General features: G+C 64.5%; 15 protein-coding genes and 1 pseudogene. 12 read left to right on the top strand and 4 right to left on the bottom strand.

Annotated features, from left to right (window positions below):
* Positions 1 to 954: 954 nt before the first annotated feature.
* Positions 955 to 1,356 carry a zinc ribbon domain-containing protein gene (locus AMYHA_RS12695; RefSeq protein WP_034271268.1) on the bottom strand — a complete coding sequence of 134 codons (402 nt, stop codon included), beginning with the start codon at positions 1,354 to 1,356 and terminating at the stop codon, positions 955 to 957.
* A gap of 226 nt (positions 1,357 to 1,582) precedes the next feature.
* Between AMYHA_RS12695 and AMYHA_RS12700 the strand changes: the two genes are divergently transcribed.
* The 3 genes and pseudogenes from AMYHA_RS12700 to AMYHA_RS12710 form a co-directional block, all read left to right on the top strand.
* Complete coding sequence (locus AMYHA_RS12700; RefSeq protein WP_269189783.1) at positions 1,583 to 2,038, top strand: transposase family protein; 456 nt, start codon at positions 1,583 to 1,585, stop codon at positions 2,036 to 2,038.
* Between the two features lie 59 nt (positions 2,039 to 2,097).
* The gene (locus tag AMYHA_RS12705; protein ID WP_034277011.1) at positions 2,098 to 3,363 is read left to right on the top strand and encodes an IS256 family transposase; all 1,266 of its coding nucleotides are present in this window, start codon (positions 2,098 to 2,100) and stop codon (positions 3,361 to 3,363) included.
* A 91-nt stretch (positions 3,364 to 3,454) separates the two neighbouring features.
* Positions 3,455 to 4,507, top strand: a pseudogene (locus AMYHA_RS12710) (ISL3 family transposase); the annotation flags it as partial.
* A gap of 11 nt (positions 4,508 to 4,518) precedes the next feature.
* Here AMYHA_RS12710 and AMYHA_RS12715 read toward each other — a convergent pair.
* Positions 4,519 to 5,562, bottom strand: coding sequence for a recombinase family protein (locus AMYHA_RS12715; protein ID WP_231104730.1), 1,044 nt, complete (start codon positions 5,560 to 5,562; stop codon positions 4,519 to 4,521).
* 562 nt (positions 5,563 to 6,124) lie between these two features.
* Here AMYHA_RS12715 and AMYHA_RS12720 point away from each other — a divergent pair.
* Together AMYHA_RS12720 and AMYHA_RS25710 are read left to right on the top strand one after the other, a co-directional pair.
* Entirely contained in the window at positions 6,125 to 6,670 is a 546-nt protein-coding gene (locus tag AMYHA_RS12720; protein WP_034271270.1) for a hypothetical protein, read from the top strand.
* 110 nt (positions 6,671 to 6,780) lie between these two features.
* Positions 6,781 to 7,758 (top strand): hypothetical protein, encoded by a 978-nt coding sequence (locus AMYHA_RS25710; protein ID WP_051399827.1) that lies wholly within the window; start codon positions 6,781 to 6,783, stop codon positions 7,756 to 7,758.
* 254 nt (positions 7,759 to 8,012) lie between these two features.
* On the opposite strand, the gene AMYHA_RS12735 is transcribed toward AMYHA_RS25710, so the two are convergent.
* Complete coding sequence (locus AMYHA_RS12735) at positions 8,013 to 8,492, bottom strand: nucleoside deaminase (RefSeq protein WP_034271272.1); 480 nt, start codon at positions 8,490 to 8,492, stop codon at positions 8,013 to 8,015.
* A gap of 175 nt (positions 8,493 to 8,667) precedes the next feature.
* On the opposite strand from AMYHA_RS12735, the gene AMYHA_RS12740 reads away from it, so the two are divergent.
* The 6 genes from AMYHA_RS12740 (at position 8,668) to AMYHA_RS12765 (ending at position 17,711) form a co-directional block, all read left to right on the top strand.
* A complete protein-coding gene (locus tag AMYHA_RS12740; RefSeq protein ID WP_231104731.1) occupies positions 8,668 to 10,173 on the top strand; it encodes a pyridoxal phosphate-dependent decarboxylase family protein in 1,506 nt (501 codons plus the stop codon).
* Positions 10,170 to 11,075, top strand: a complete 906-nt coding sequence (locus AMYHA_RS12745) for a class I SAM-dependent methyltransferase (RefSeq protein ID WP_034271274.1) — start codon at positions 10,170 to 10,172, stop codon at positions 11,073 to 11,075. Before AMYHA_RS12740 ends, AMYHA_RS12745 begins: the two co-directional genes overlap by 4 nt.
* A gap of 4 nt (positions 11,076 to 11,079) precedes the next feature.
* Positions 11,080 to 11,859: a nucleotidyltransferase domain-containing protein gene (locus AMYHA_RS12750; protein WP_034271277.1), complete on the top strand. Its 780-nt coding sequence runs from the start codon at positions 11,080 to 11,082 to the stop codon at positions 11,857 to 11,859.
* Positions 11,860 to 11,875: 16 nt separating this feature from the next.
* Entirely contained in the window at positions 11,876 to 13,639 is a 1,764-nt protein-coding gene (gene argS / locus AMYHA_RS12755) for an arginine--tRNA ligase (RefSeq protein ID WP_034271279.1), read from the top strand.
* 707 nt (positions 13,640 to 14,346) lie between these two features.
* Entirely contained in the window at positions 14,347 to 15,072 is a 726-nt protein-coding gene (locus tag AMYHA_RS12760; protein ID WP_034271282.1) for a hypothetical protein, read from the top strand.
* A gap of 779 nt (positions 15,073 to 15,851) precedes the next feature.
* Positions 15,852 to 17,711: a polymorphic toxin type 4 domain-containing protein gene (locus AMYHA_RS12765; RefSeq protein ID WP_034271285.1), complete on the top strand. Its 1,860-nt coding sequence runs from the start codon at positions 15,852 to 15,854 to the stop codon at positions 17,709 to 17,711.
* Here AMYHA_RS12765 and AMYHA_RS12770 read toward each other — a convergent pair.
* Positions 17,704 to 19,383 (bottom strand): recombinase family protein, encoded by a 1,680-nt coding sequence (locus AMYHA_RS12770; RefSeq protein ID WP_231104732.1) that lies wholly within the window; start codon positions 19,381 to 19,383, stop codon positions 17,704 to 17,706. The two genes, AMYHA_RS12765 and AMYHA_RS12770, sit on opposite strands and share 8 nt — an antisense overlap.
* Positions 19,384 to 19,699: 316 nt before the next feature.
* On the opposite strand from AMYHA_RS12770, the gene AMYHA_RS25715 reads away from it, so the two are divergent.
* Positions 19,700 to 20,677 (top strand): hypothetical protein, encoded by a 978-nt coding sequence (locus AMYHA_RS25715; protein ID WP_157362083.1) that lies wholly within the window; start codon positions 19,700 to 19,702, stop codon positions 20,675 to 20,677.
* The last annotated feature ends 589 nt before the right edge of the window (positions 20,678 to 21,266 follow it).

The raw sequence follows: 21,266 nt of genomic DNA on the forward strand, positions 1-21,266 counted from the left end.
AGGGTCACGTATTTCCTCGATGCAGCTCGTAGCGACGCTCCAATACCAGCCGTCCAACGTATACTTGCTGGCCAGCCCAGTTCCCATCCTTTGGTCTTCCTGCCGGGGGCGCCAACCCGCGACATCGCGATCAGTGCAGGTCAAGGCGTTGATCCATTTGCTTCGGTCAGCCGACCGTGGTGTCATCACCTCGAGGGCGTGCTGAACGTGCGAGTTGAGCCTGACTTCGGCCAGACGTAGCGCTGGTAGCTACCTCGGGTGTTCCCGAAGCTTGGATCTCGGTACCACCGCGTAGCAACACTCGATGGTGCCGTGCGAGGTGCTGGAGCTTTCGCGTGAACGCAGGTGGCCTCGCCTTTGGGCGTGGTAGTAGAGCGCGAACCATAATCAAAAGAAACACGACCTGCGGAAACAGTGCCCGCGGTCAACGACACCACGAACTCCGCCACGTCCCCCGCGCGCAGCAACACCTCGCCCCGCCCGTACCCGACCGGCGTACCCAACTCGCGCAACCGCTGCGCGGCTGCACTCCCCAACCCGTCGGTGAATCGCTGCCGCCGATGACTGTCCACTACCTCACCCTCACGCAGCCCACACCGTCGACGCTAGGGCCAGCCCGGGGGCGGTCTAATGTCCGAGAAGCTACACGTTCTAGCCACCGTGCGTCACCGAACAACCGCGCAGGGCGTGGGTGGGACGGCTACGGACGCCGTGCCGCCACTCGGGCGGTCTGCTGTCAACCGTGAAAACTGACGTCCGAGTAGTAAACGCCACTGTACGCAGCGCTCACACACCGGAACGCTCATCAGAGTTCGTCGCGATGAGCCCACCCGGTTGGACGGCCGGAATCGCCAGAACTAGTATCCCCGGTCATGGAGTCGATATCCCCGGTTCGGGGATTCCTCCCACCGGTGCGGGGTCGAGTCTCGGACACGTCATTACCCCACGGCTGGGTCAGAACAGGGTGTCGGCTGTGGTGGTGTACTGGGGTTCTGGGTGGCTGGCGAGGGTCCAGCCGGTCGCAGAAACGACGATCTTCATGTCGTGCTGTCGTAATTCAGCGGCGAGCGTGCTCGGGTGATCAGGCTGCCCTTGCTGTTCGGCGAGGGCGGCTAGTAGCTGGTCCTCGCGGACGTAGACGTTCTTGACTCGCGGTAGCGCGCGCCGTTGGCTGCTGGTCTGTCCGTGGCGGCAGCGGTAACCGGCGCGCCCGTGTACCCAGTGGGCTTCCATTCGTCGCTCGCACACCCCGCACAGCACGAGCCCGGTGAGCAGGTAGGTGCGGGTGGTGCCGTCGGCGGTGGGTCGGGCGGCGCGGACGGCCTGGGCGGCGACAAAGTCACGCTCGGAGACCAACGGCGGGTGCGGGGGGGGGGTGCAAGATCTTTGGCTCTGGCCCATTTTCGGTGGTGACGCGGGGTTGGTCGGTTGGGCACGGAGCGTTGTGTCAGAGTGACGATGGTGCGATGTTGATCAAGTTCTGGCATTGGTGTTCTCAGGATTGTCGTCGCTGGTCATCCAAGGGGTTGAGGAGGATAAAGGGAGGATCCTGGTCCGGGCGTCGACGCCGCCGGGGCCAGCGGTGTGCCCGGGCTGCGCCGTGGAGACGAAGCGGGTTCATGCCTATATCGAGCGGCGGGTCGCCGACGTGCCGGTGGACGGAAGACCAGTCATGGTGCGGGTGCGGGCACGACGGATGCGTTGCTCCACTATGGACTGCTCGCGGCAGACATTCCGCGAGCCGCTGACCGTAGCCATGCGGTATCAACGCCGCACCGCCCGGCTGGCCATACAGGTGGGTCATGTCGTGCGGGAGTTGGCCGGACGCGCCGGTGCCCGAGTCCTGACCAGCCTCGGCGTCGGATTGTCACGGCAGACCGCGCTGCGGGCGCTGTTGCGGGTACCCGTGCCGGAGCGGCCGGTGCCAGCGGTGATCGGGGTGGACGATTTGGGGGTGCAAGATCTTTTGTGGAAGTGGGCGGGCCATGATCATCGGTGGGCCGGAGGGTCCGGGCCGGTGGAAGGGAACGCTACGTGACGACGGACAAGGCGCAGGATGCGGTCGAGGGCTCGGCGGCGGAGGAGGCTTCGCGGCGGTTGGCGGAGCTGGTCTCGCCGGAGGGTATTGATCGGATTCTGGCTGACGCGAAAGCGTCGGGGACGCCGTTGGATGGCCCGGACGGCATTCTGAATCAGATGAGTAAGGCGGTGATCGAGCGGGCGTTGGGCGCGGAGATGCATGAGCATCTCGGGTACGCGAAACACGACGCTGCGGGACGCGGAACGGGCAATTCCCGCAACGGGTATTCGGCGAAGACGGTCACCACCAACACCGGTAAGGTCCAGATCGAGGTTCCGCGGGACCGCACGGGCGGGTTTGAACCGCGGATCGTGAAGAAGCATCAGCGTCGGCTCGGCCAGATCGATGACATGATCTTGTCGCTGTATGCGAAAGGGATGACCACCCGCGATATCAAGGATCATTTGCTCGAGGTGTATGGCGCCGAGGCGAGCCACGAGCTGATTTCGAATGTGACCGATGTGGTGCATGACGAGATCAAGACGTGGCAGAACCGTCCGCTGGACCAGGTGTATGTGATCGCCTACATCGACGCGCTGGTGGTCAAGATCCGCACCAACGGGGTGGTGATCAACCGGCCGGCCTACATCGTCACCGGTGTCGACGTCGACGGGTTCAAGCACGTGCTGGGTGTGTGGATCGGCCCCACCGAGGGGGAGAGCAAGGCCCACTGGCTAGCGGTACTGACCGAGGTGAAGAACCGCGGCGTGGAAGACGTACTGATCGTGTGCTGCGACGGGCTGACCGGACTGCCGGACGCGATCCGCACTGTGTGGCCGAAAGCCGAGGTGCAAACCTGCGTGATTCATTTGATCCGGAATTCGATGAAATACGTGTCCTATTCCGACCGCAAGAAGGTTGCCGCCGCGTTGAAACCGATCTACACGGCCGTCAACGCCGAAGCCGCCGAGATAGCGCTGGAGCATCTCCGTAAAGAGTGGGGCACGAAATACCCAGGCATGCTCGCCGCGTGGGATCGCGCCTGGGAAGACTTCACTCCGTTCCTCAAATACCCGAAAGAAATACGAAAAGTGGTGTATACCACTAACGCGATCGAATCATTGAATTTTCAACTGCGGAAAATCATGAAAAACAGAGGACATTTCACCACCGAGGACGCCGCGATGAAGCTGCTTTATCTCGGCATCCGACACGTCACCGGACGCTACATCGACGGTGACGGTCATGTTCGCGCCAAGGGCGAACGCGGCACCGGCACTTACGGGTGGAAAGCCGCGCTCAACCACTTCGCCGTCCTCTTCGGCGACCGGCTCGTCCTCTAACGCGCCGTCACACACAGTGACGGATTCGACCACTCATCAAAAGCAACGAAAAGGATAAACAGGCCCAAACATCCACAAAAATCTTGACACGCTGGACGATTTCGCCCTGCGTAAGCGGCAGCGCTACGCCACCGTGATCATCAATGCAGAGACCGGCGACCGCGTCGACGTCCTCGCCGACCGCACCGCGGCCACGCTCGAAGCCTGGTTACGCGAGCATCCCGGCGTGCGGGTGGTGTGCCGGGATGGCTCCGGCGCCTACGCCGAAGCGATCCGGCGTGCACTGACCGACGCGGTGCAGGTCGCGGATCGCTGGCACCTGTGGCACAACCTCGCCGAGGCCGCTCTCAAGGAGGTCGCCGCCCACAGCGCGTGCTGGGGCAAGACCGGCCCACCACCCCGCGTAGGGAAACGCGCCGCCACGACCCGCGAACGCTGGCGGCAAGTGCATGATCTGCTCGATCGTGGCGTCGGACTGCTCGAGATCTCTCGCCGGTTGAACCTGGCGCTGAACACGGTCAAGCGCTACGCCCGCATCGACCAACCCGAACGGCTGGTACGCGCTCCGCAGTACCGGCCCACCCTGGTTGATCCGTTCCGGGACCATCTACGCCGCCGCCGCGAACAAGAGCCGGCCGTGCCCGTGCTGCAGCTGCTCCACGAGATCACCGAGCTCGGCTACACCGGAAGCCAAAACCTCCTATATCGCTACATCACGCAAGGACGCGTCGAATCCGACCAGCCAGCGATCTCACCCAAGCGGCTTGCCCGCTACCTGCTCACCCACCCCGACGACCTTCACGACCATCAGCGGGAACGGATCGACACCGCAACGAGCGCCTGCGCCGAGATGACAGGGCTCGCCGCCCTCGTCGGTGACTTCGCCGCCCTGCTCACCCCCGCCGCTGGCAACGACGAGCGCCTCACCGCCTGGATCGAGCAGGCCCGGGCCGAGGACCTGCCCCACCTCCACGCGTTCACCCGCGGCCTCGAACTCGACCGCGCCGCCGTGAGCGCCGCCCTCACCCAGCCATTCCACAATGGACGAACAGAAGGAGTGAACACCAAAACGAAACTGATCAAACGACAGATGTACGGACGCGCAGGCTTCACCCTCCTCCGCCACCGCATACTCCTCGGATGAACTACCGAGCGTCACCACCGAAAAAGAGCCAGAGCCAAAATCTTGACACGCTGCGGGTGCGCGACCGTCTGCGAGATCACCCACTCCCCCGCCAGTCTCTGCTGCTCGTCACCATCGAGACCAGCCGCACCGTTGTCGTCGGTACCGTGACGATTCCACACCTGCCGTCCGGTGTAGCGCGGGTTGGCCAGGATGCACGCCACTGTGCGTAGCGTCCACGCCTCGCCGGTGCGGTGCCGGTTGCGCCGCCGATCGACGCGCGACGGGCACGGTACACCGCGGTCGTTGAGTGCGCGGGCGATCCCGGCGACGCTGCGCCCAGCCAGCCGCTGGGCGAAGATCCACCGCACATTCTCGGCGGTCGCCGGATCAGTGGCCAAGCGATGCGCCCGGCGTCCCCAGCTGGCGTGCGCGGGATTCGGGTGTGGACCCGCATCGGCCAGCCGATACCCATACGGTGGACGCCCGCCGAGATAACGGCCCTGCATGCGCGCCTGGCCGCGCATCGCAGTCAGCACACGATGGCGAGACCGCAACACCTCACGCTTGGACTGCGCGCCCAACAACAGCATCAACGCCTGATGCGTCGCGCTGGTGAGATCGACCGGTCCACCCGCTTCCGGCAGCCACAACCGCACCCCGTGCCGATCCAGTATCGCGGCGACCGCGGCGGCCTGGTCGTCCTGAAACGCCCGCTCGTACTCGCCGACCACCACCACATCGAACCCGCGATCCGGCTCCGCGACCGCGGATAGCAGCGCGGCGGCTTGGGGACGCTCCGGCCACGGCAGTCGCCGCGATATGCCGACATCAAAGAACTCCGCCACGATCACCCCGTGCCCGGCGATGACGCCCTCGGCGACCTCGCGCTGCCACCGCGACGACGACTCCCGCTCCTGATACGCCGTCGTCGACATCCGCCCGTACAGGGCGAACCGCAACCCCGCCCTGCGTGCGAGTCGTGGCTTGGTTCTTACCCTCGACCGGCGAGACCGGGCCCGCTCGGCCCACCCCTCCAGTGACGCCTCACCGACCCGAGACATATCAGCCGTCATGCCCTTACTCCCTTCCGCCGGACCCGGAAGGAGACGCGCCACCAGGCGCGGAATGACCCCATGGAGTCGTGGGAGCTGCCCTCATCCACCGCGAGGTCGGGTCGGAGCGAGAATCTGATCAATGGTCAGGCCACGAGAGACAAGAGGCATCGCTCGGATCGACCCCATCTACGCGGTGGCGGCTGCTGGGCTCCGGACCCGGTTGGCAGGATCCCGGGCAGCCCAGGCGTCGCTGCTGGTCGCGCCTGCCGGAAGGGGTCAGACTGGGTGCATGAGCCAGCAACCGTCACGTGTGTCCACCACTGAAGGAGTGGCGCCCTGGGAGGACGCGGTTCACCGTGCCGAGCAGGGCAACGCCGTGCTCGGCACCGCCCACACCGAGACACGATCAGCGACGAGCGCGGTTCCGTATCTCCTCGTAGCGGATGCTTGAAGTCGGCCGTCATCGGGGACTTCGTAGCCGCGACGATCTTCGAAAGCTCTAAAGCGAGCCTTGTTCTGCGTTGGCGCGTATGGACCCGCTTGGCGGGCGACGATGGAACGCTGGGAGGCACATAGATAGATGACGAACGATCAACTTTCGGAGACCGCTCGCTTGCTGCACGAGCGGAACAGGATCGACGCGCGGATTGCCGAGATCATCGGTCGGCCGATGACGTCCGGCCATCTCGGCGAATGGATCGCATCGGAGGTCTTCGGCATCGAGCTGGAACACTCTGCTAGCGCTAAATCCCTCGACGGACGGTTCCGTGCCGGGCCGCTGCACGGCAAGACCGTGAACGTGAAATGGTACCTCAAACGCGAAGGCATCCTGGACATGACCGACGCCGACACACTCGACTACTATCTGGTCATGACGGGACCATCAAGCGCAGCTGCGTCCTCGGCAGGCAGCACGCGACCATGGTGCATTGAGAACGTCTACCTCTTCGACGCGCAACGGCTGCTGGCAGGCCAGCACGCCCGTGGTGTAAAGACCGGCGTTGCGTCGAGTGTGCCCAACCGCTTCTGGGAAGAAGCCGAGATATACCCCGCGATCAACCCGATCTTGCCCCTCCGGCCGGGGCAAATCGAACTACTGAGGCTGTTCTTGCCTCATGCATCCTAAGCTCCCCGTGTTTACCCCTAGCACCGAAAGTGTCGGCGTCCGCCGTTAACCTCACACAGCAAGTGGCGTCGTGGAAGCCGCAGATCCAGCCACGTGGAAGGGCGCCGGTCATGCGTTTCAAGCTGAGCGGACGGGAGTTCGAGCTGGATCATGCGTTGGTCCAAGCACGCCTCGCCGGTCAGTCGCCCGAAGCGATACGCGATCACTGGGTGGAAGTTGACGGACAGCGCTGGCCTCCAAAGCAGGTTCTCGAAGCAGCCATCGGAGTACAACGCTCCGAGTTCACCTCGCACACCGCGCTGCGACAATTGCGGCGACTGGGCTTCGAAACCAGCACCATGCCCACAGACGACGGGCGCTGCGCCACAATGGCAGCAACCACGTCGTCGCCGATCGCATCGTCGTCCTGGGATGTCACCAACGACACGCCACGGGCCGCAGCGGCGTTTCAGACATTGCTGTCCTTCGTCACGTCGGAAAGTTTGACCGAGCGGATCGCACAGCTGGAAGCCGACCTCCAGGGCGCTGATCAGCCGACTGCAGCAGCTCAGGCCGCAGCGTCCGGTCTGAGTGACGAGTTGCTGCAGGCGTCGTTGTTGATCCGCCAACACATGGGCCGCATCAGCGACGTCATCCACGCTGCGGTCATCACTCAGGCGCTGCCGCTGATCATCGAGGATGGCGAGCGTGTCACGGTGCGCCCATCGCTGGCCGCCGGTAACGACCCTGGCAGGCCGTTCGATGTCGAGACCGATCGCCGTGTCGCTGAGTTCAAGATCCAGTTCTGGAAGGGCGCGGACGCGATGCGTAAGCGGGGCACGTTCAAAGACCTCGTACACCTGGCGCTGGACGAGTCCGGGCGCCGCGCCCAGCTCTACGTCGCCGGAGCGCACGCGATCCACTTCCTCCGAACCAGCACCAGCACAGCGGATTGGGCGCTGAATCGCGCATCTCCGATCTTGCGCGAGCGCTTCGAGGACCGCTTCGGTCCGCTGCATGTACGAGTTTGCGACTTCACCAGCACTAGCGCCGCACACGTCGACTTGATCGACCTGACCGGGCTACTGCCAGCGCTGAAGGACCTCTGATCGCTCATGTCATTGACCAGTGACCTCTCCACGCAAGGAAGCATCATCCGCGATATCGTGGACGAGGCGTTTCCGACACCTAAGCTCCTCGCGGCCGATTGGCGGCAGCGACGCCCGCCGGACTCGGCAGAACAGCGGACGGCGGAGGATGAGGTGGGAGACGAGCGCGAGCATCTGCGGTCGCGGAGGACGTCTTGGTGCCTGCGGTGTGGGTCCCCCTCTCCCCCGCCGTGAACTGCATCGGACGTGATAGTTCAGGTCACGTGTGGGGTGTCGAGATAGGCGTTAAGAAGTGAGTCGGTTTCTGATTTGAGCACTTCGGGGATGACTTCGACGTAGTGGTTAAGTCGGCGGTCGCGTACGACGTCCCAGAGGGAGCAGACGGCGCCGTTGTATTTGTCCCAGGATCCTATGACCAGACGTGGGATGCGGGCGAGTACGAGTGCGCCAGCCGACATGATTCCCGGCTCGAGTGTGGTCACGAGCGTGCATCCGTCGAGTCGCCACGTGCCGAACGCCTCTCCTGCGTGGCGCAATGCGAGGATTTCAGCCTGGGCGGTGGGATCTCCGGTTCGGGCGCGGTCGTGGTGCGCTGCGGCGATCTCATTACCCTCATGGTCGTACACCACCGCACCGACCGGAGGATCGTCAGCTCCAGGATCCGGCAACGTGCGCGCAACGTCTAGCGCGCGGCGCATCCACGGCTCGTACTGGTGAGTTGGTGTTCGCTGCACGCAGGCATTGTGCCCGACGGGGTCACTTCCCTCGCTGCGGGAGGGTGGTGTGGCGACGGGCACATTCGCTTAATGGCATCACGGCGACGCGTCAGTGGCGTAAGATTGATCAATTGTGTCCGCGATGCATGATGTTCGAGCACGCCTCCGGGCGGCAGGTCACGAACCGCCTGATGTGACCGCAGCCGACGCCGATGCTGACGACATCTCCGATGTCTTGCACCGAGTACTCGATATGGCGATGCGCTTCAAACTGCAGCCGGACATCTTTCGCGAGCGGTTACCACCTGAGCGGATTCGGGACATGCTGGTCGTGGATCTTCCCCGCGAGGCCAGCTCGCTCGGTGCTCTTCTGGAGTCGTTCGAGAAGACGATCTTGCCGCTGTGCAAGAACGAGGCCAGTCCGCGCTTCCTGGGCTTCGGCGACACTGGCGACGACCCGGCGTCGCTTGTCGGTGGCGTGCTGGGGCTGTTCACGCAACAAAACTTGATCAACCAGAGTTTCGATGCGCCGAGCGCGACGTTCGTCGAGATCGCGGTTCTGCGCTGGCTTCGCGACTTGGTAGGTTACGACAACCCGGCGGTCGCCGATATCCACACGGTATGGGATGCGGGCGGCGTCATCACGCACGGCGGAACGACCAGTAACGCGACGGCAATGATGCTGGCGCGCGAACATAAGGCACCTGGCACCATGCATGAAGGCGTACGGAATCCTGGTGACTTTCGTGTGATCGTGCCGCGTGAGATCGGGCATTACAGCATCAAGAGCGCGCTGAACTGGATCGGGGTCGGAGACCAAGCTATTGAGGTCGACACGCACGGCTTCCGTTACGACCTCGCCGCATTGGAACGCGCCGTGCACGACAACCGCGGGCGGATCATGGCCGTGATCGCCTACGCCGGGGACAGTCGTACTCAAACCGTGGAACACCTGCGCCGCGTTCGCGACATCGTTCGCGCGCTGGATTCGCGAATTTGGCTGCACGTAGACGCCTGCTGGGGCCTTGTGGCAGCGTTCAGCAACCAGCTTTGCCATCTCCTCGACGGCGTCACAGAGTTCGACAGCGTGACCGTCGATCCCCACAAGGTTATGGCTGTGCCCTACAGTTTGAGCGCTCTGCTCGTCCGAGAGCCAGCCAGCCTGCGTGCGGTGTCGAGCTACTCGGATCTGATCATGCAGGAGGATTACGCCTTCGGACAGGTCACCCCGTTCATCGGCACCAAAGGCTGGTTGTCACTGAAACTGTGGATGATGATGCTCTCCCACGGACGCACCGGCTTGGCCGCCCTCGCAGAGCAGCGGGTGGACAAAGCACGCCGCTTCGCTGCCCTGCTTGATGAGCACCCGCGGCTGATGCGCCTGCACGACCCTGAGCTCGCGGCGGTCGCTTTTGTCTACCTCCCCAGCGACATCTGTCCGGTGCCCCCGCTGCCTGATGAGCAGATAGCGCGGATCAATGCGGTGAACCAGCGTCTGCACGACCGGATACTCGCCGACGGGACCTGGCATCTGCACCAGTTCACGCTGCCTGACGATCACGCGCGGCTGCGTGCAGGAGCGACGCTGTACCCCTTGCGATTCATGGCCAACAACCCACGCACGACCGATACGCACATGGCGGACGTGATCGACTACATCACCACGCTCGGTGGCAACCTCGAGGGAGACATCCGGTGACCGACGTCGAGCAGTTCCGCGCCGTCTACGAAATCAGCGGTGTCTACGACCAGCGGCTCTTGCCGCACTACTTCGACGGGCGAGAAGACCTCGACCTGATCGACCAGCTTCTGCTGGCCCACCATGGCCGGCCCGCGGGAGATCTGTCCGTGGTGGAGTTCGGGTGTGGCACCGGTCGAGTCACCTCCCTGCTTGCGCGTTACGCACGGGACCTGGTTGTCGCCGACTACAGCCAGGCCATGATCGACGCTGTAAGCCGGCGGTACCCGCAGGCGCGCACCCTCTGCGCCGATACCCGCGATGCCCTCGCCGACCTGCTCGACGAGGGCCAGGGAAGCTCGTTCGACCTGGTCGGCGCGTTCTGGTCACTGAGCTATCCACTCGGCGAGTACTTCGAAACCATGACCACCGACGGCATCCAGCCCGTCTCCGATCTGGCCGATGCCCACGCGAAGGCCAGCGCGTTCGTCCGCGATCTGACTCGTCTACTCGCCCTCGATGGCCACCTCATGGCGTTGTTCTTCGACTCCGACACCGCAGAACAGCGGCTAGTGACACGCCTCTGGGAACGCATTGCCCCGTTCCCGCAGGAAGGCCGCAGCTACACCCGCACCCTGCTACTCGGAGCGCTCCGGGACGCCGAGGACGCGGGAGAGGGCACAGTAACCCATACGCGGCGTGGTGGCACCGCGTGGGCGCCACACGCCGAAGCCGCGATCGCCTGGTTCAACGTCGTCCACCTCAAGAACCTGCCCGCCCTGGTCAACGACCCGAACGTGCAACGCGAGATCCATGAATTCGTCCATCGCTACGAACAGCCCTCAGGCGAGATCACCTTGCCCAGCGGCGTGCACATTATCGACTTCCACAGGGCTCACCCGAGCCACCACTTGCCGAGGTAGCCGTATGAAGGCCATCCAGCGCAGCGCCTACCGGGTCGCCAGCGAGCTGCGCAGCGCCGTGATCGGCGAGTCTGGATACGGTCTGGCGTACGGTTCACACCCTGCGGGAACAGCAACACCTCGTTCCGACCTCGACCTGGTCTTCGTCGGGCCACGCTCCCTAGCCCCTGAGGAATTGAAGCGCCTGATCGAAGCGGTGTGTGAGTTGCACCGGCTACACGGCTTCGATCTCGACACCGAGGTCGACTACGCGGTCAAGATCCACGCGACTTTCGCCGACGTGGACGCCGCCATCAACCTTCGCTGCTTCGACGCCGACCGTTACGGAAACATCACAGCGTCTGCCGTGGTCGCCGAACCCTGGTACCTCAATTCCCGCATCTTCGCCCGCCGACTGCTGCTCAACGCGCTCACCAGCCCCCATGTGTTTCTCGGTGGCCCCACCGCGATCTACGCCGCGCACCGAAAGCGCGCAGAACAGTCCCTTGTGCGGCTCGCGATGTCCCTACTCAGCCACCCAGCAAGTTTCACCATCGAGGACGCCGCCGCTGCCGTCCTCCACGGTCCCGGGCAGGCCACCGGCCAGGACTTCCTCGGCTACACCCGCGACGATCACCTGTATACGACACTTCGTCGCGGAGTTGCCCACCTTGTGCAGTGTGCTCTCCTGCAGCCTCTCGACCACGACCGGTTCGCACCTGATCAGGGCACATGCCGCGCCGCGATCACGCAACGTCGGGCTGCGCGCGGACCTGACGCCACGGCCTGGGACAATGCTCGCTGAGAAGGAGGGTTACTCAGTGACAAACCACGAGGTGCTGCCGCTACTCGACCAGGTCGCCGACGGCGTGTCCCAGGCCATCGCCCATGCCCGTCCGGAGCTGGCCGGAGCCGATCCTGTCGTGCGCCGATCGGAACACGCCGACTTCCAGTCCAACGCAGCCCTCGCCCTGGCCAAACGCGCCCGCACCAAGCCCGCCGAACTCGCCGACGCTCTCACCGGAGCCTTGGCCGACGACCGCGGTCCCATCGCGCACGTGGAGGTGTCCGGGCCTGGCTTTCTCAACATCACCGTGCCCGATCAGCTCATCTGGGACCAGGTCGCCGATCGTTTGGCCAGCCCACGCCTCGGTGTCGGAACGCCTCACGATGGCCAGCGGACCGTGATCGACTACTCGGCGCCCAACATCGCCAAGGAAATGCACGTCGGGCACCTGCGTACCACCATCATCGGTGACAGCTTGGCGCGTGTGCTTGGCTTCCTGGGCGCGGAGGTCATTCGCCAGAACCACCTCGGAGACTGGGGCACACAGTTCGGCATGCTCATTCAGTACCTCGACGAGCACCCCGACGCGACCTGGCGCCATGACGAGCTCGAACCGGGCACGTCGGCGGTGTCAGCGCTCGACGAGCTGTACCGCGCCGCCCGTCAACTGTTCGACTCCGATTCCGCCTTCGCTGACCGCTCCCGCAACCGCGTCGTCGCTCTGCAATCCGGGGACCCGGCTACCATCGCGCGGTGGAAGGAGATCGTCGCCGAGTCTGAGAAGGCTTTCCGCGACATCTATGACCGGCTCGGTGTATTGCTCACACCCGAAGACTCGGTGGGCGAGTCGTTCTACAGCCATCTGCTCGCCAATGTCGTTGCCGAACTCACCGAGGCAGACATCGCTGTCGAGAGCGACGGCGCTCTTGTGATGTTCTCCGAGGACGTGACAGGCCCGGACGGCAACCCCGCGCCACTGATGGTGCGCAAACGTGACGGAGGTTATGGCTACGACACCACCGACCTCGCCACTATCCGTTACCGTATCCAGGATCTCAAAGCCAACCGCCTTCTATATGTCACCGACTCTCGCCAGGCGCTGCACTTCCAGATGATCTTCGAGGCCGCCCGGCGCGCGGGCTGGCTCACTGATGAGATCGACGTGGCTCATGTGCCCTACGGCACCGTGCTCGGCCCAGACGGACGGCCGTTCAAGACTCGCTCCGGCGGAACCGTGCGCCTGATGGATCTGCTCGACGACGCAGTATCATGTGCGCACGCCATCGTCAGCGAGAAGAACCCCGATCTGCCCGGCGACGAACTGGACCAGATCGCCGAACAGGCAGGTATTGGAGCAGTCAAATACGCGGACCTGTCTACCTCGCGCATCAAGGACTACGTGTTCGACCTGGACCGCATGGTGTCGTTCAACGGCAACACAGGAGTCTATCTCCAGTACGCCCACACCCGGATCCGCTCCATCCTGCGCAAAGCCGGAGACCCCGACGTGGCCATCGACCCCGCTGTCGAGCTTCACCCTGCGGAACGCGCATTGGCGCTCGAACTCGACGCCTACAGCGCCACCATCGCCGACGTGAGCCAGACTCTCGAACCACACAAACTCTGCGGCTACCTCTACGATCTTGCCCGCGACTTCACTAGCTTCTACGAAGCCTGCCACGTCCTGGGCGCCGAAGAACCCGTCCGCAGCAACCGGCTCGCCCTCTGCCAACTCACGGCACGCACACTCCAACACGGGCTCGGACTGCTCGGCATCACCGCCCCCGAACGTATGTAGCAGGCCCACACCAGGCGGTTTCAGCGAGCGGTTACTGCGGAACTGGACGAACGTGATCCACGATGCCAACGCCTGTCTTGATATGCCGAACGCCCTCTTGACCCGGCTCTACCCCTTGATGAGCCGCAGTGATTCGCAACGTGCAGAGCCTCTCAAACCCAGCGCCGCTCACGCCGTCAGGCCGGATCTCGCCGACAACCTTCTGGTACAGCTTCCCTAGGCGGGGGTCAGGAAACAACCAGGCCCGGAACGTGCATGATGGTTGGCCCAACATCTGCTACCCGGAAGCACGAATGACCGATCCCACGTCTCCGCCTGCGTCGGCTCGCTGGTGGCCGCTGCCACTCTGGCCGCCTACCGATCCGCGCAGCTGCCCAGACGCGTTCGCTGTCGACGACGAGAGTGCAGGGTCTCAACTAAACCAACACAGCTCAGTGTCCATCGTGGACATTTGGTTGCGCAGGCTTGCCGATTCAACAGGTGCCATTGGCACAACTACGGTCAGACCGGTGTGCTGAACCCCTGCTCGCCGTCCCCGGGGCCCGCATCCTGCAGATCGCAAGGAAACCGCTTGCGAAGCGGTCAGAAATCGCCGTTAATAGAGCATAGGAGCATCGTCAAGGCACCGGCTCTGACGTGATCCCAGGACCGGGCGCGGCGACCGACCTCACTTTGAGGCCTGAGTCGTGACCAGAGAGGCGCGTTCCGTGGAACTCGGCGAAGAACAACGCGAACTCGACAAGGCGGCTCAAGCCGTAGAGGTCGGGAACGATGCCCGCGAGGATCTAGAGCGGCTGATGCATTTCCACGCCGGAGAACTCGCCGAGCTGCCGTGGTGGCAGGAAGGTGACCGGTGGGCTGAGCTGGTGTTTTGCCTGATCAACGCTCACTACTGCGGCGTCTTGGCTGACGCGTCTCCCGAAGATGTTGCCGAGGCGAGTCGCGCCATCACGGACACGTTGTCGAACATTGGGCTGATCGAACCTGCCGAGCTCGCGAAGGCAGCAGAGCGCGAACAGGAAAGAACCGTGCTCATCTGGGTCCTCGGTCGATACCTCGACCCATCCGACGCGATTGACTCCCTGATCGACCTTCTCACCCACACTGCGCGCGTGACCACCGAGCGGTACGACGGCAAGATCCAGCGGCTTCTGCGGGCAAAGGGTGAAGAGCTCCGCGACGAGCTCGCCGCCATGTTCGACACCACGAACGGCCCAACGATGCGACAAGCGGCCGCGCTGTGGTTGCAGAACGTCGCGAACCTGCCGGTCTGGGTCGACGACGGCGGGGTGCGGACCTTCTGTGAGGGCCGCGGCTACCCCATGACAGAGCTGGAGCAGGCGGCCGACGAGATCGGCCTCAACCTGGCGCTACTCGACGACATCATCCGGCTTGAGATGAGGGATGCCGCGCCGGGAGATGAGGGCCAGTGACGCCGAAGCATCGCTTAGGGGCTCACCGCCACGGAGCCCGGGTGGGGGGTGGATACTTCGACCGGGTCCCTGTCATGAAGAACGATCGAATGGTTATGACTCGCGTCTGGGTCCCGTTGCCGTCTGCCAGCGGGGCGGCATCGCACCGGTCAAGTGGCGGTTCCGCCCACCGGTCGGGCGCTTCCGCGCATCGGCCAGGCGGATCGTTTGCGGCTGCAGTGAAGCGCCTGGATCTGCCGATTCATATGGCCATGTCGACTCTTCCAGGCTACGGCCGTCCGCCGTCGCAGCACCGCCCTCAGCATGGCCGCCGAGTCCCGCAACCCAGGCTGGACCCTAACGTTCGCCATTGGAAGCCACTTGCTGGGAGCCAGCAGATGTCGGGTGTGCCTCATTCTGGGCAGAGACGGCCGGTCCCAGGCCCACGGCCCGGCCCGCCACCGGGCGGACCACGTGCAAACCCTGTACCGGGATTCCGGTCACCTAGCATGTCAGAGATAGCGAGCCGACAACCCAGCTATCGCGCGCCAAACTCATCATCCATGCCACGGACAGGGGCCGGCACGAACACGTCCCGGCCGCCCACCACTATCTTCCGCGGTCCCGCAACGTCGCCCGCCCGCGCCCCGGGCCCTGCGTTTGGAGGCGGTGCACCTGCCTGGCGCAGTCCCGCCACCACGTGGTCGTCACGTAACGCGTCAACCTCTCGAGCGTCGTGGTGCTCCGGCCTGCGGGGGGCGGGATCCGCGCGGGATACGTTCGACGATGCCCGGGCGCGCATGGAGGAGTTCCGTCGACAGGTCGCAGAGTGGCGCGCCGCTGGACCTGGCGCCTGGGGCCGCGAGCGGGGCGACAGCCCGAGCGCGGATGCGCGCGCTCAGGCCCGCAGCCGCGACCGCGAGTTCGAGAAGTTCGGCGAGTTTGACGATTTCGACGACGACTTCATGGTCGACCCCGCGCCGCCAAACTCCTCGATCGCGAGCAGGGACTGGTTCACGGACGCCCGAGCGCGTATGGATTCCTTCCGACGACGGGTCTCGGAACGTCGCACCGGCCAACCGGGTGACCGGCTCCGGTCCGTCGAGTCCGCCCCAAGCCACGAGATCGAGGAGGGAAAAGCGTCTGGCGAGCGCCAGGAACTCTTAAGAGATCTCCACCGCAACCTCAATTCCCTCCTGGCGCAGCGCCGGGCTGAAGAACGCGACTCGAAGGCCAGCGAGAATGCCGACCAGACCAAGCCGTGGTCGGCAGCCCCCTACTACGAGCAATGGGACCTGTGGTGGGGAACCGACTCGGGTCTGACAGGCACCGGGTCCGCGGACGACCCGCTTAGGTTCCCGGACGACCGGCTCGTGGTGCCACCAACCCCAACCACACGCGCAGGCACCGTCAACTCCGGACAAGGCCGGGATTACGCCACCCAGGACGAAGAGTGGGAGGTAGCGAAGCAGGCAGCGTGGAACTGGCTGCTCGACAAGGCCGCCACCCAAATGCAGCTGGGGCTCGAGCAAGGGGTCAGGCACATTACCAGCCTGCCCATTCCGGTACCGATTCCGAGGCGCTCTCTCGACGTCTGGCGCTACGAAGAGCCACCGTCGAATGCGCGGGCGGGCCGGGACTACGAACTGCGCCAGAGCTACGAGGCCATGCAGAATACCCTCGACGTCATCGAGTTAGCCGTCGGGTTCGTGTCACCGGCGGTTGTCGAGTCCGCGGTCGAAACCGGTGTCGCACAAAAGTTCGGCAGTTTCATACGCAGCGTGAACGTCGACACAGCCGGCACCATGGCGAAGGGTGCGTCCGTCAAGGAGATCCGACGTGCAGAGAAGATCATCAAGCTGCGCACCGGTCGTACCGCCACCGCGAACGAGATGCGCGAATTCATAGCGCTCGAACGGGCAAACCGGGGAAAGGGCGTCGAGTACCGAGGCATCCAGAGGTTGGCCGACGGTTCCGAAGCGCACACTTTTGAGGGAATCGTCAAGCCAGCCCAGGGCAGGCCTTCGGACTCCCTGGACCGGTTGCTGCGCGGTGAACGGGCGGAGGTTGGCCTGTCCGAGGACCTGTGGAACCTCAGCCACCCCGTTCCGGTCGGGCGAATCCACACCCTCGAAGAGAGCGGGATCATGCACAGCCCGAAGGTGGTCAACCAAAAGCTGCAGAATCAAGGCATTGAGTCGATGGTGGAGCGCCTGACGGATCTGGGTGTGGCGGAAGGTTTCTCGGTAAATCTGAAGGTGGTCCAGACTGGGTATCCCGCAGGAGTCCCAAAATTTCCGGAAAAGTTGACCGAGGGCAATATTCGATTACTCAAGAAGGTCGACTACCGGGTCACCGTCAAGACCCCCAAGGGAGAGGTCGCCGAACTGAGGTATGAGATACACGTACCGCCACCGGTCAAGAACTCGACCGGGAAATGGGATCCGCCACCCGAGGTGTACGTCACCTCCTCGACGCAGGGAAATGTCAACGGCAGCCCACTGACCAGGGTGGTTGACCGACTGCGGGCGACCAGCCCGAAGGAAACGGCGGGCTTCCTCCTCGACACACCCGGTGGGCACACGGGCGTGATCACGCACTTCGAACTGCCGGATCAAGCAAAGGGAGCGGGCCCCACATACGTGGTACCGATCAAGTAGCGCGAGGATGCTCTCGACAATCCCCACCAACAATCGCTGGCGCCAGCCGGTACCTGTCAAGATCATTGAGGCAGGTTGACAACTGAATTACTTGGTCAAGTGGCAGCATCCGGTTCGGCCATGCCTTGGGTAACCCAGTTGGACGGCCGGAATCGCCAGAGCTATTATCTCGGGCCATGGAGTCGATATCCCCGGTTCGGGGATTCCTCCCACCGGTACGGGGTCGAATCCCCTCGGACACGTCACTACCACATGCGCTGTTAGAACAGTGCGTGTGGTCTGAAGCGCCGAGGTCGAAGGTGCCAGGTTCGTTGGTGACGGTCGATCCTGTCGCCCGGCAGATGATCGTGATGTTGCGGTCGCGGATCTCGGCGGCGATCGCGTGCGGCGTACCCGTGAGACCGTACCGCTCGGCGAGGTCGGCGAGCAGGTGATCCTCGCGGACATAGCGAATCTTCAGGCGGCCTGGTTCGCGTGATCGGCTGCTGGTCTGCCCGTGGCGACAGCGGTAACCGGCGCGACGGTTGACCCAATGGGCTTCCATTCGTCGCTCGCACACCCCGCACAGCACGAGCCCGGTGAGCAGGTAGGTGCGGGTGGTGCCGTCGGCGGTGGGCCGGGCGGCGCGGATGGCCTGGGCGGCGACGAAGTCACGCTCGGAGACCAGCGGTGGGTGCGCGACCGTCTGCGAGATCACCCACTCCCCTGCCAGCCTCTGCTGCTCGTCACCATCGAGGCCAGCCGCGCCGTTGTCCTCGGTACCGTGGCGGTTCCAGACCTGTCGTCCGGTGTAGCGCGGGTTGGCCAGGATGCACGCCACCGTGCGTAGCGTCCACGCCTCGCCGGTGCGGTGCCGGTTGCGACGCCGATCGACACGCGACGGGCACGGTACACCGCGGTCGTTGAGTGCGCGGGCGATCCCGGCGATGCTGCGCCCAGCCAGCCGCTGGGCGAAGATCCACCGCACATGCTCGGCGGTCGCCGGATCAGTGGCCAAGCGATGCGCCCGGCGTCCCCAGCTGGCGTGCGCGGGATTCGGGTGCGGACCCGCATCGGCCAGTCGATACCCATACGGTGGACGCCCGCCGAGATAACGGCCCTGCATGCGCGCCTGGCCGCGCATCGCGGTCAGCACACGATGGCGAGACCGCAACACCTCACGCTTGGACTGCGCCCCCAGCAGCAGCATCAACGCCTGATGCGTCGCGCTGGTGAGATCGACGGGTCCGCCCGCCTCCGGCAGCCACAACCGCACCCCGTGCCGATCCAGCACTGCGGCGACCGCGGCGGCCTGGTCGTCCTGAAACGCTCGCTCGTATTCGCCGACCACCACCGCGTCGAACCCGCGATCCGGGTCCGCGACCGCAGATAGCAGCGCGGCGGCTTGCGGGCGCTCCGGCCACGGCAGCCGCCGCGATATACCGATATCGAAGAACTCCGCCACGATCACCCCGTGCCCGGCGATCACGCCCTCGGCGACCTCGCGCTGCCACCGCGACGACGACTCCCGCTCCTGATACGTCCGAGTCGACATCCGCCCGTACAGCGCGAACCGCAACCCCGCCCCGTGCGCGAGTCGTGGCTTCGTCGTCGCCCTCGACCGGCGAGACCGAGCCTGCTCGGCCCACCCCTCCAGTGACTCCTCACCAACCCGAGCCATCTCAGCCGTCATGCCGTTACTCCCTTCCGCCGGACCCGGAAGGAGACGCGCCACCAGACGCGGAATGACCCCGTGGTGTAAAGACCGGAGTCGCGTCGAGTGTGCCCAACTGCTTCTGGGAAGAAGCCGAGATATACCCCGCGATCAACCCGATGTTGCCCCTCCGGCCGGGGCAACTCGAACTACTGAGCCTGTTCCGGCTCCACGCCTCCTAGCTCCCCCGTGTTTACCCGCCTGGCACTCGAGAGTGTCGGCGTCCGCCGTTAACCTCACACAACAGGTGGTGTCCTGGAAGCTGCCGATCCAGCCACGTGGAAGGGCGCCGGTCATGTATTTCAAGCTGAGCGGACGGGAGTTCGAGCTGGATCGTGCGTTGGTGCACGCCAGCCTCGCCGGTCAGTCGCCCGAAGCCATACGCGATCACTGGGTGGAAGTTGACGGACAGCGCTGGCCTCCAAAGCAGGTTCTCGAAGCAGCCATCGGAGTACAGCGCTCCGAGTTCACCTCGCACACCGCGCTGCGACAATTGCGGCGACTGGGCTTCGAAACCAGCACCATGCCCACAGACGACGGGCGCTGCGCCACAATGGCAGCAACCACGTCGTCGCCGATCGCATCGTTGTCCGGGGATGTCACCAACGACACGTCACGGGCCGCAGCGGCGTTTCAGACTTTGCTGTCCTTCGTTACGTCGGAAAGTTTGACCGAGCGGATCGCACAGCTGGAAGCCGATCTCCAGGGCGCTGATCAGCCGACTGCAGCAGCTCAGGCCGCAGCGTCCGGTCTGAGTGACGAGTTGCTGCAGGCGTCGTTGTTGATCCGCCAACACATGGGCCGCATCAGCGACGTCATCCACGCTGCGGTCATCACTCAGGCGCTGCCGCTGATCATCGAGGAGGGCGAGCGTGTCACGGTGCGCCCATCGCTGGCCGCCGGTAACGACCCTGGCAGGCCGTTCGATGTCGAGACCGATCGCCGTGTCGCTGAGTTCAAGATCCAGTTCTGGAAGGGCGCGGACGCGATGCGTAAGCGGGGCACGTTCAAAGACCTCGTACACCTGGCGCTGGACGAGTCCGGGCGCCGCGCCCAGCTCTACGTCGCCGGAGCGCACGCGATCCACTTCCTCCGAACCAGCACCAGCACAGCCGATTGGGCGCTAAATCGCACATCTCCGATCTTGCGCGAGCGCTTCGAGGAGCGCTTCGGCACGCTGCATGTACGAGTTTGCGACTTCACCAGCACTAGCGCCGCACACGTCGACTTGATCGACCTGACAGGGATACTGCCAGCGCTGAAAGACCTCTGATCGCTCATGTCATTGACCAGTGAACTCTCCACGCAAGGAAGCATCATCCGCGATATCGTGGACGAGGCGTTTCCGACCCCTAAGCTCCTCGCGGCGGATTGGCGGCAGCGACGCCCGCCCGACTCGACCTCGGCACGGATGGATGCACCTGGAGTCCGCGAGTGCCGTGCCATGGAGCACGTTAGGTCAGGCAATCGATCACCGACTGCGCTACGCCGTCTCGGACTCCACCTGAGACGACGGTCGCGTTGGGACTCCAGTTCGCGACCCAACAACGACTCATCACCAGCGAGACGGCGGGAAGTATCCGCGCGGAGCTTGCGCGGGTCGTCAAGGAGTACCGGCCGAGTGACCGCGGACAGGCCTTGCCTCTCCCCACCGCGGCCGAGGAGAGGCTGCTACGGATCTGCTATGTGATGTCCGTGGTTCGAAGCGTTCTTCCGGTCTGGCCGACCCGACGCTGCGCTCGTGACTGAGCATCCGCCTGAGGTGCGTTCAGCTGAAGCCATGCCGACCTTGCCCGTCGCTGTGGCGACAGTCGTCCCCGGTGATCACTCATTCACCGGCAGGAGCCGTTGGACGCTCACGC

Origin of the sequence: Haloechinothrix halophila YIM 93223 (genome assembly GCF_000504245.1) — a bacterium.
GTDB classification, from domain to species: Bacteria; Actinomycetota; Actinomycetes; order Mycobacteriales; family Pseudonocardiaceae; genus Haloechinothrix_A; species Haloechinothrix_A halophila.

What these genes read in the sequence shown, in the direction of transcription:
- AMYHA_RS12720 (WP_034271270.1), top strand. Translation starts at nt 6,125, where the DNA reads ATGACGAACGATCAACTTTCGGAGACCGCTCGCTTGCTGCACGAGCGG.
- AMYHA_RS12750 (WP_034271277.1), top strand. Translation starts at nt 11,080, where the DNA reads ATGAAGGCCATCCAGCGCAGCGCCTACCGGGTCGCCAGCGAGCTGCGC.
- AMYHA_RS25710 (WP_051399827.1), top strand. Translation starts at nt 6,781, where the DNA reads ATGCGTTTCAAGCTGAGCGGACGGGAGTTCGAGCTGGATCATGCGTTG.
- AMYHA_RS12765 (WP_034271285.1), top strand. Translation starts at nt 15,852, where the DNA reads ATGGAGGAGTTCCGTCGACAGGTCGCAGAGTGGCGCGCCGCTGGACCT.
- AMYHA_RS12715 (WP_231104730.1), bottom strand. Translation starts at nt 5,562, where the DNA reads ATGACGGCTGATATGTCTCGGGTCGGTGAGGCGTCACTGGAGGGGTGG.
- AMYHA_RS12770 (WP_231104732.1), bottom strand. Translation starts at nt 19,383, where the DNA reads ATGACGGCTGAGATGGCTCGGGTTGGTGAGGAGTCACTGGAGGGGTGG.
- AMYHA_RS25715 (WP_157362083.1), top strand. Translation starts at nt 19,700, where the DNA reads ATGTATTTCAAGCTGAGCGGACGGGAGTTCGAGCTGGATCGTGCGTTG.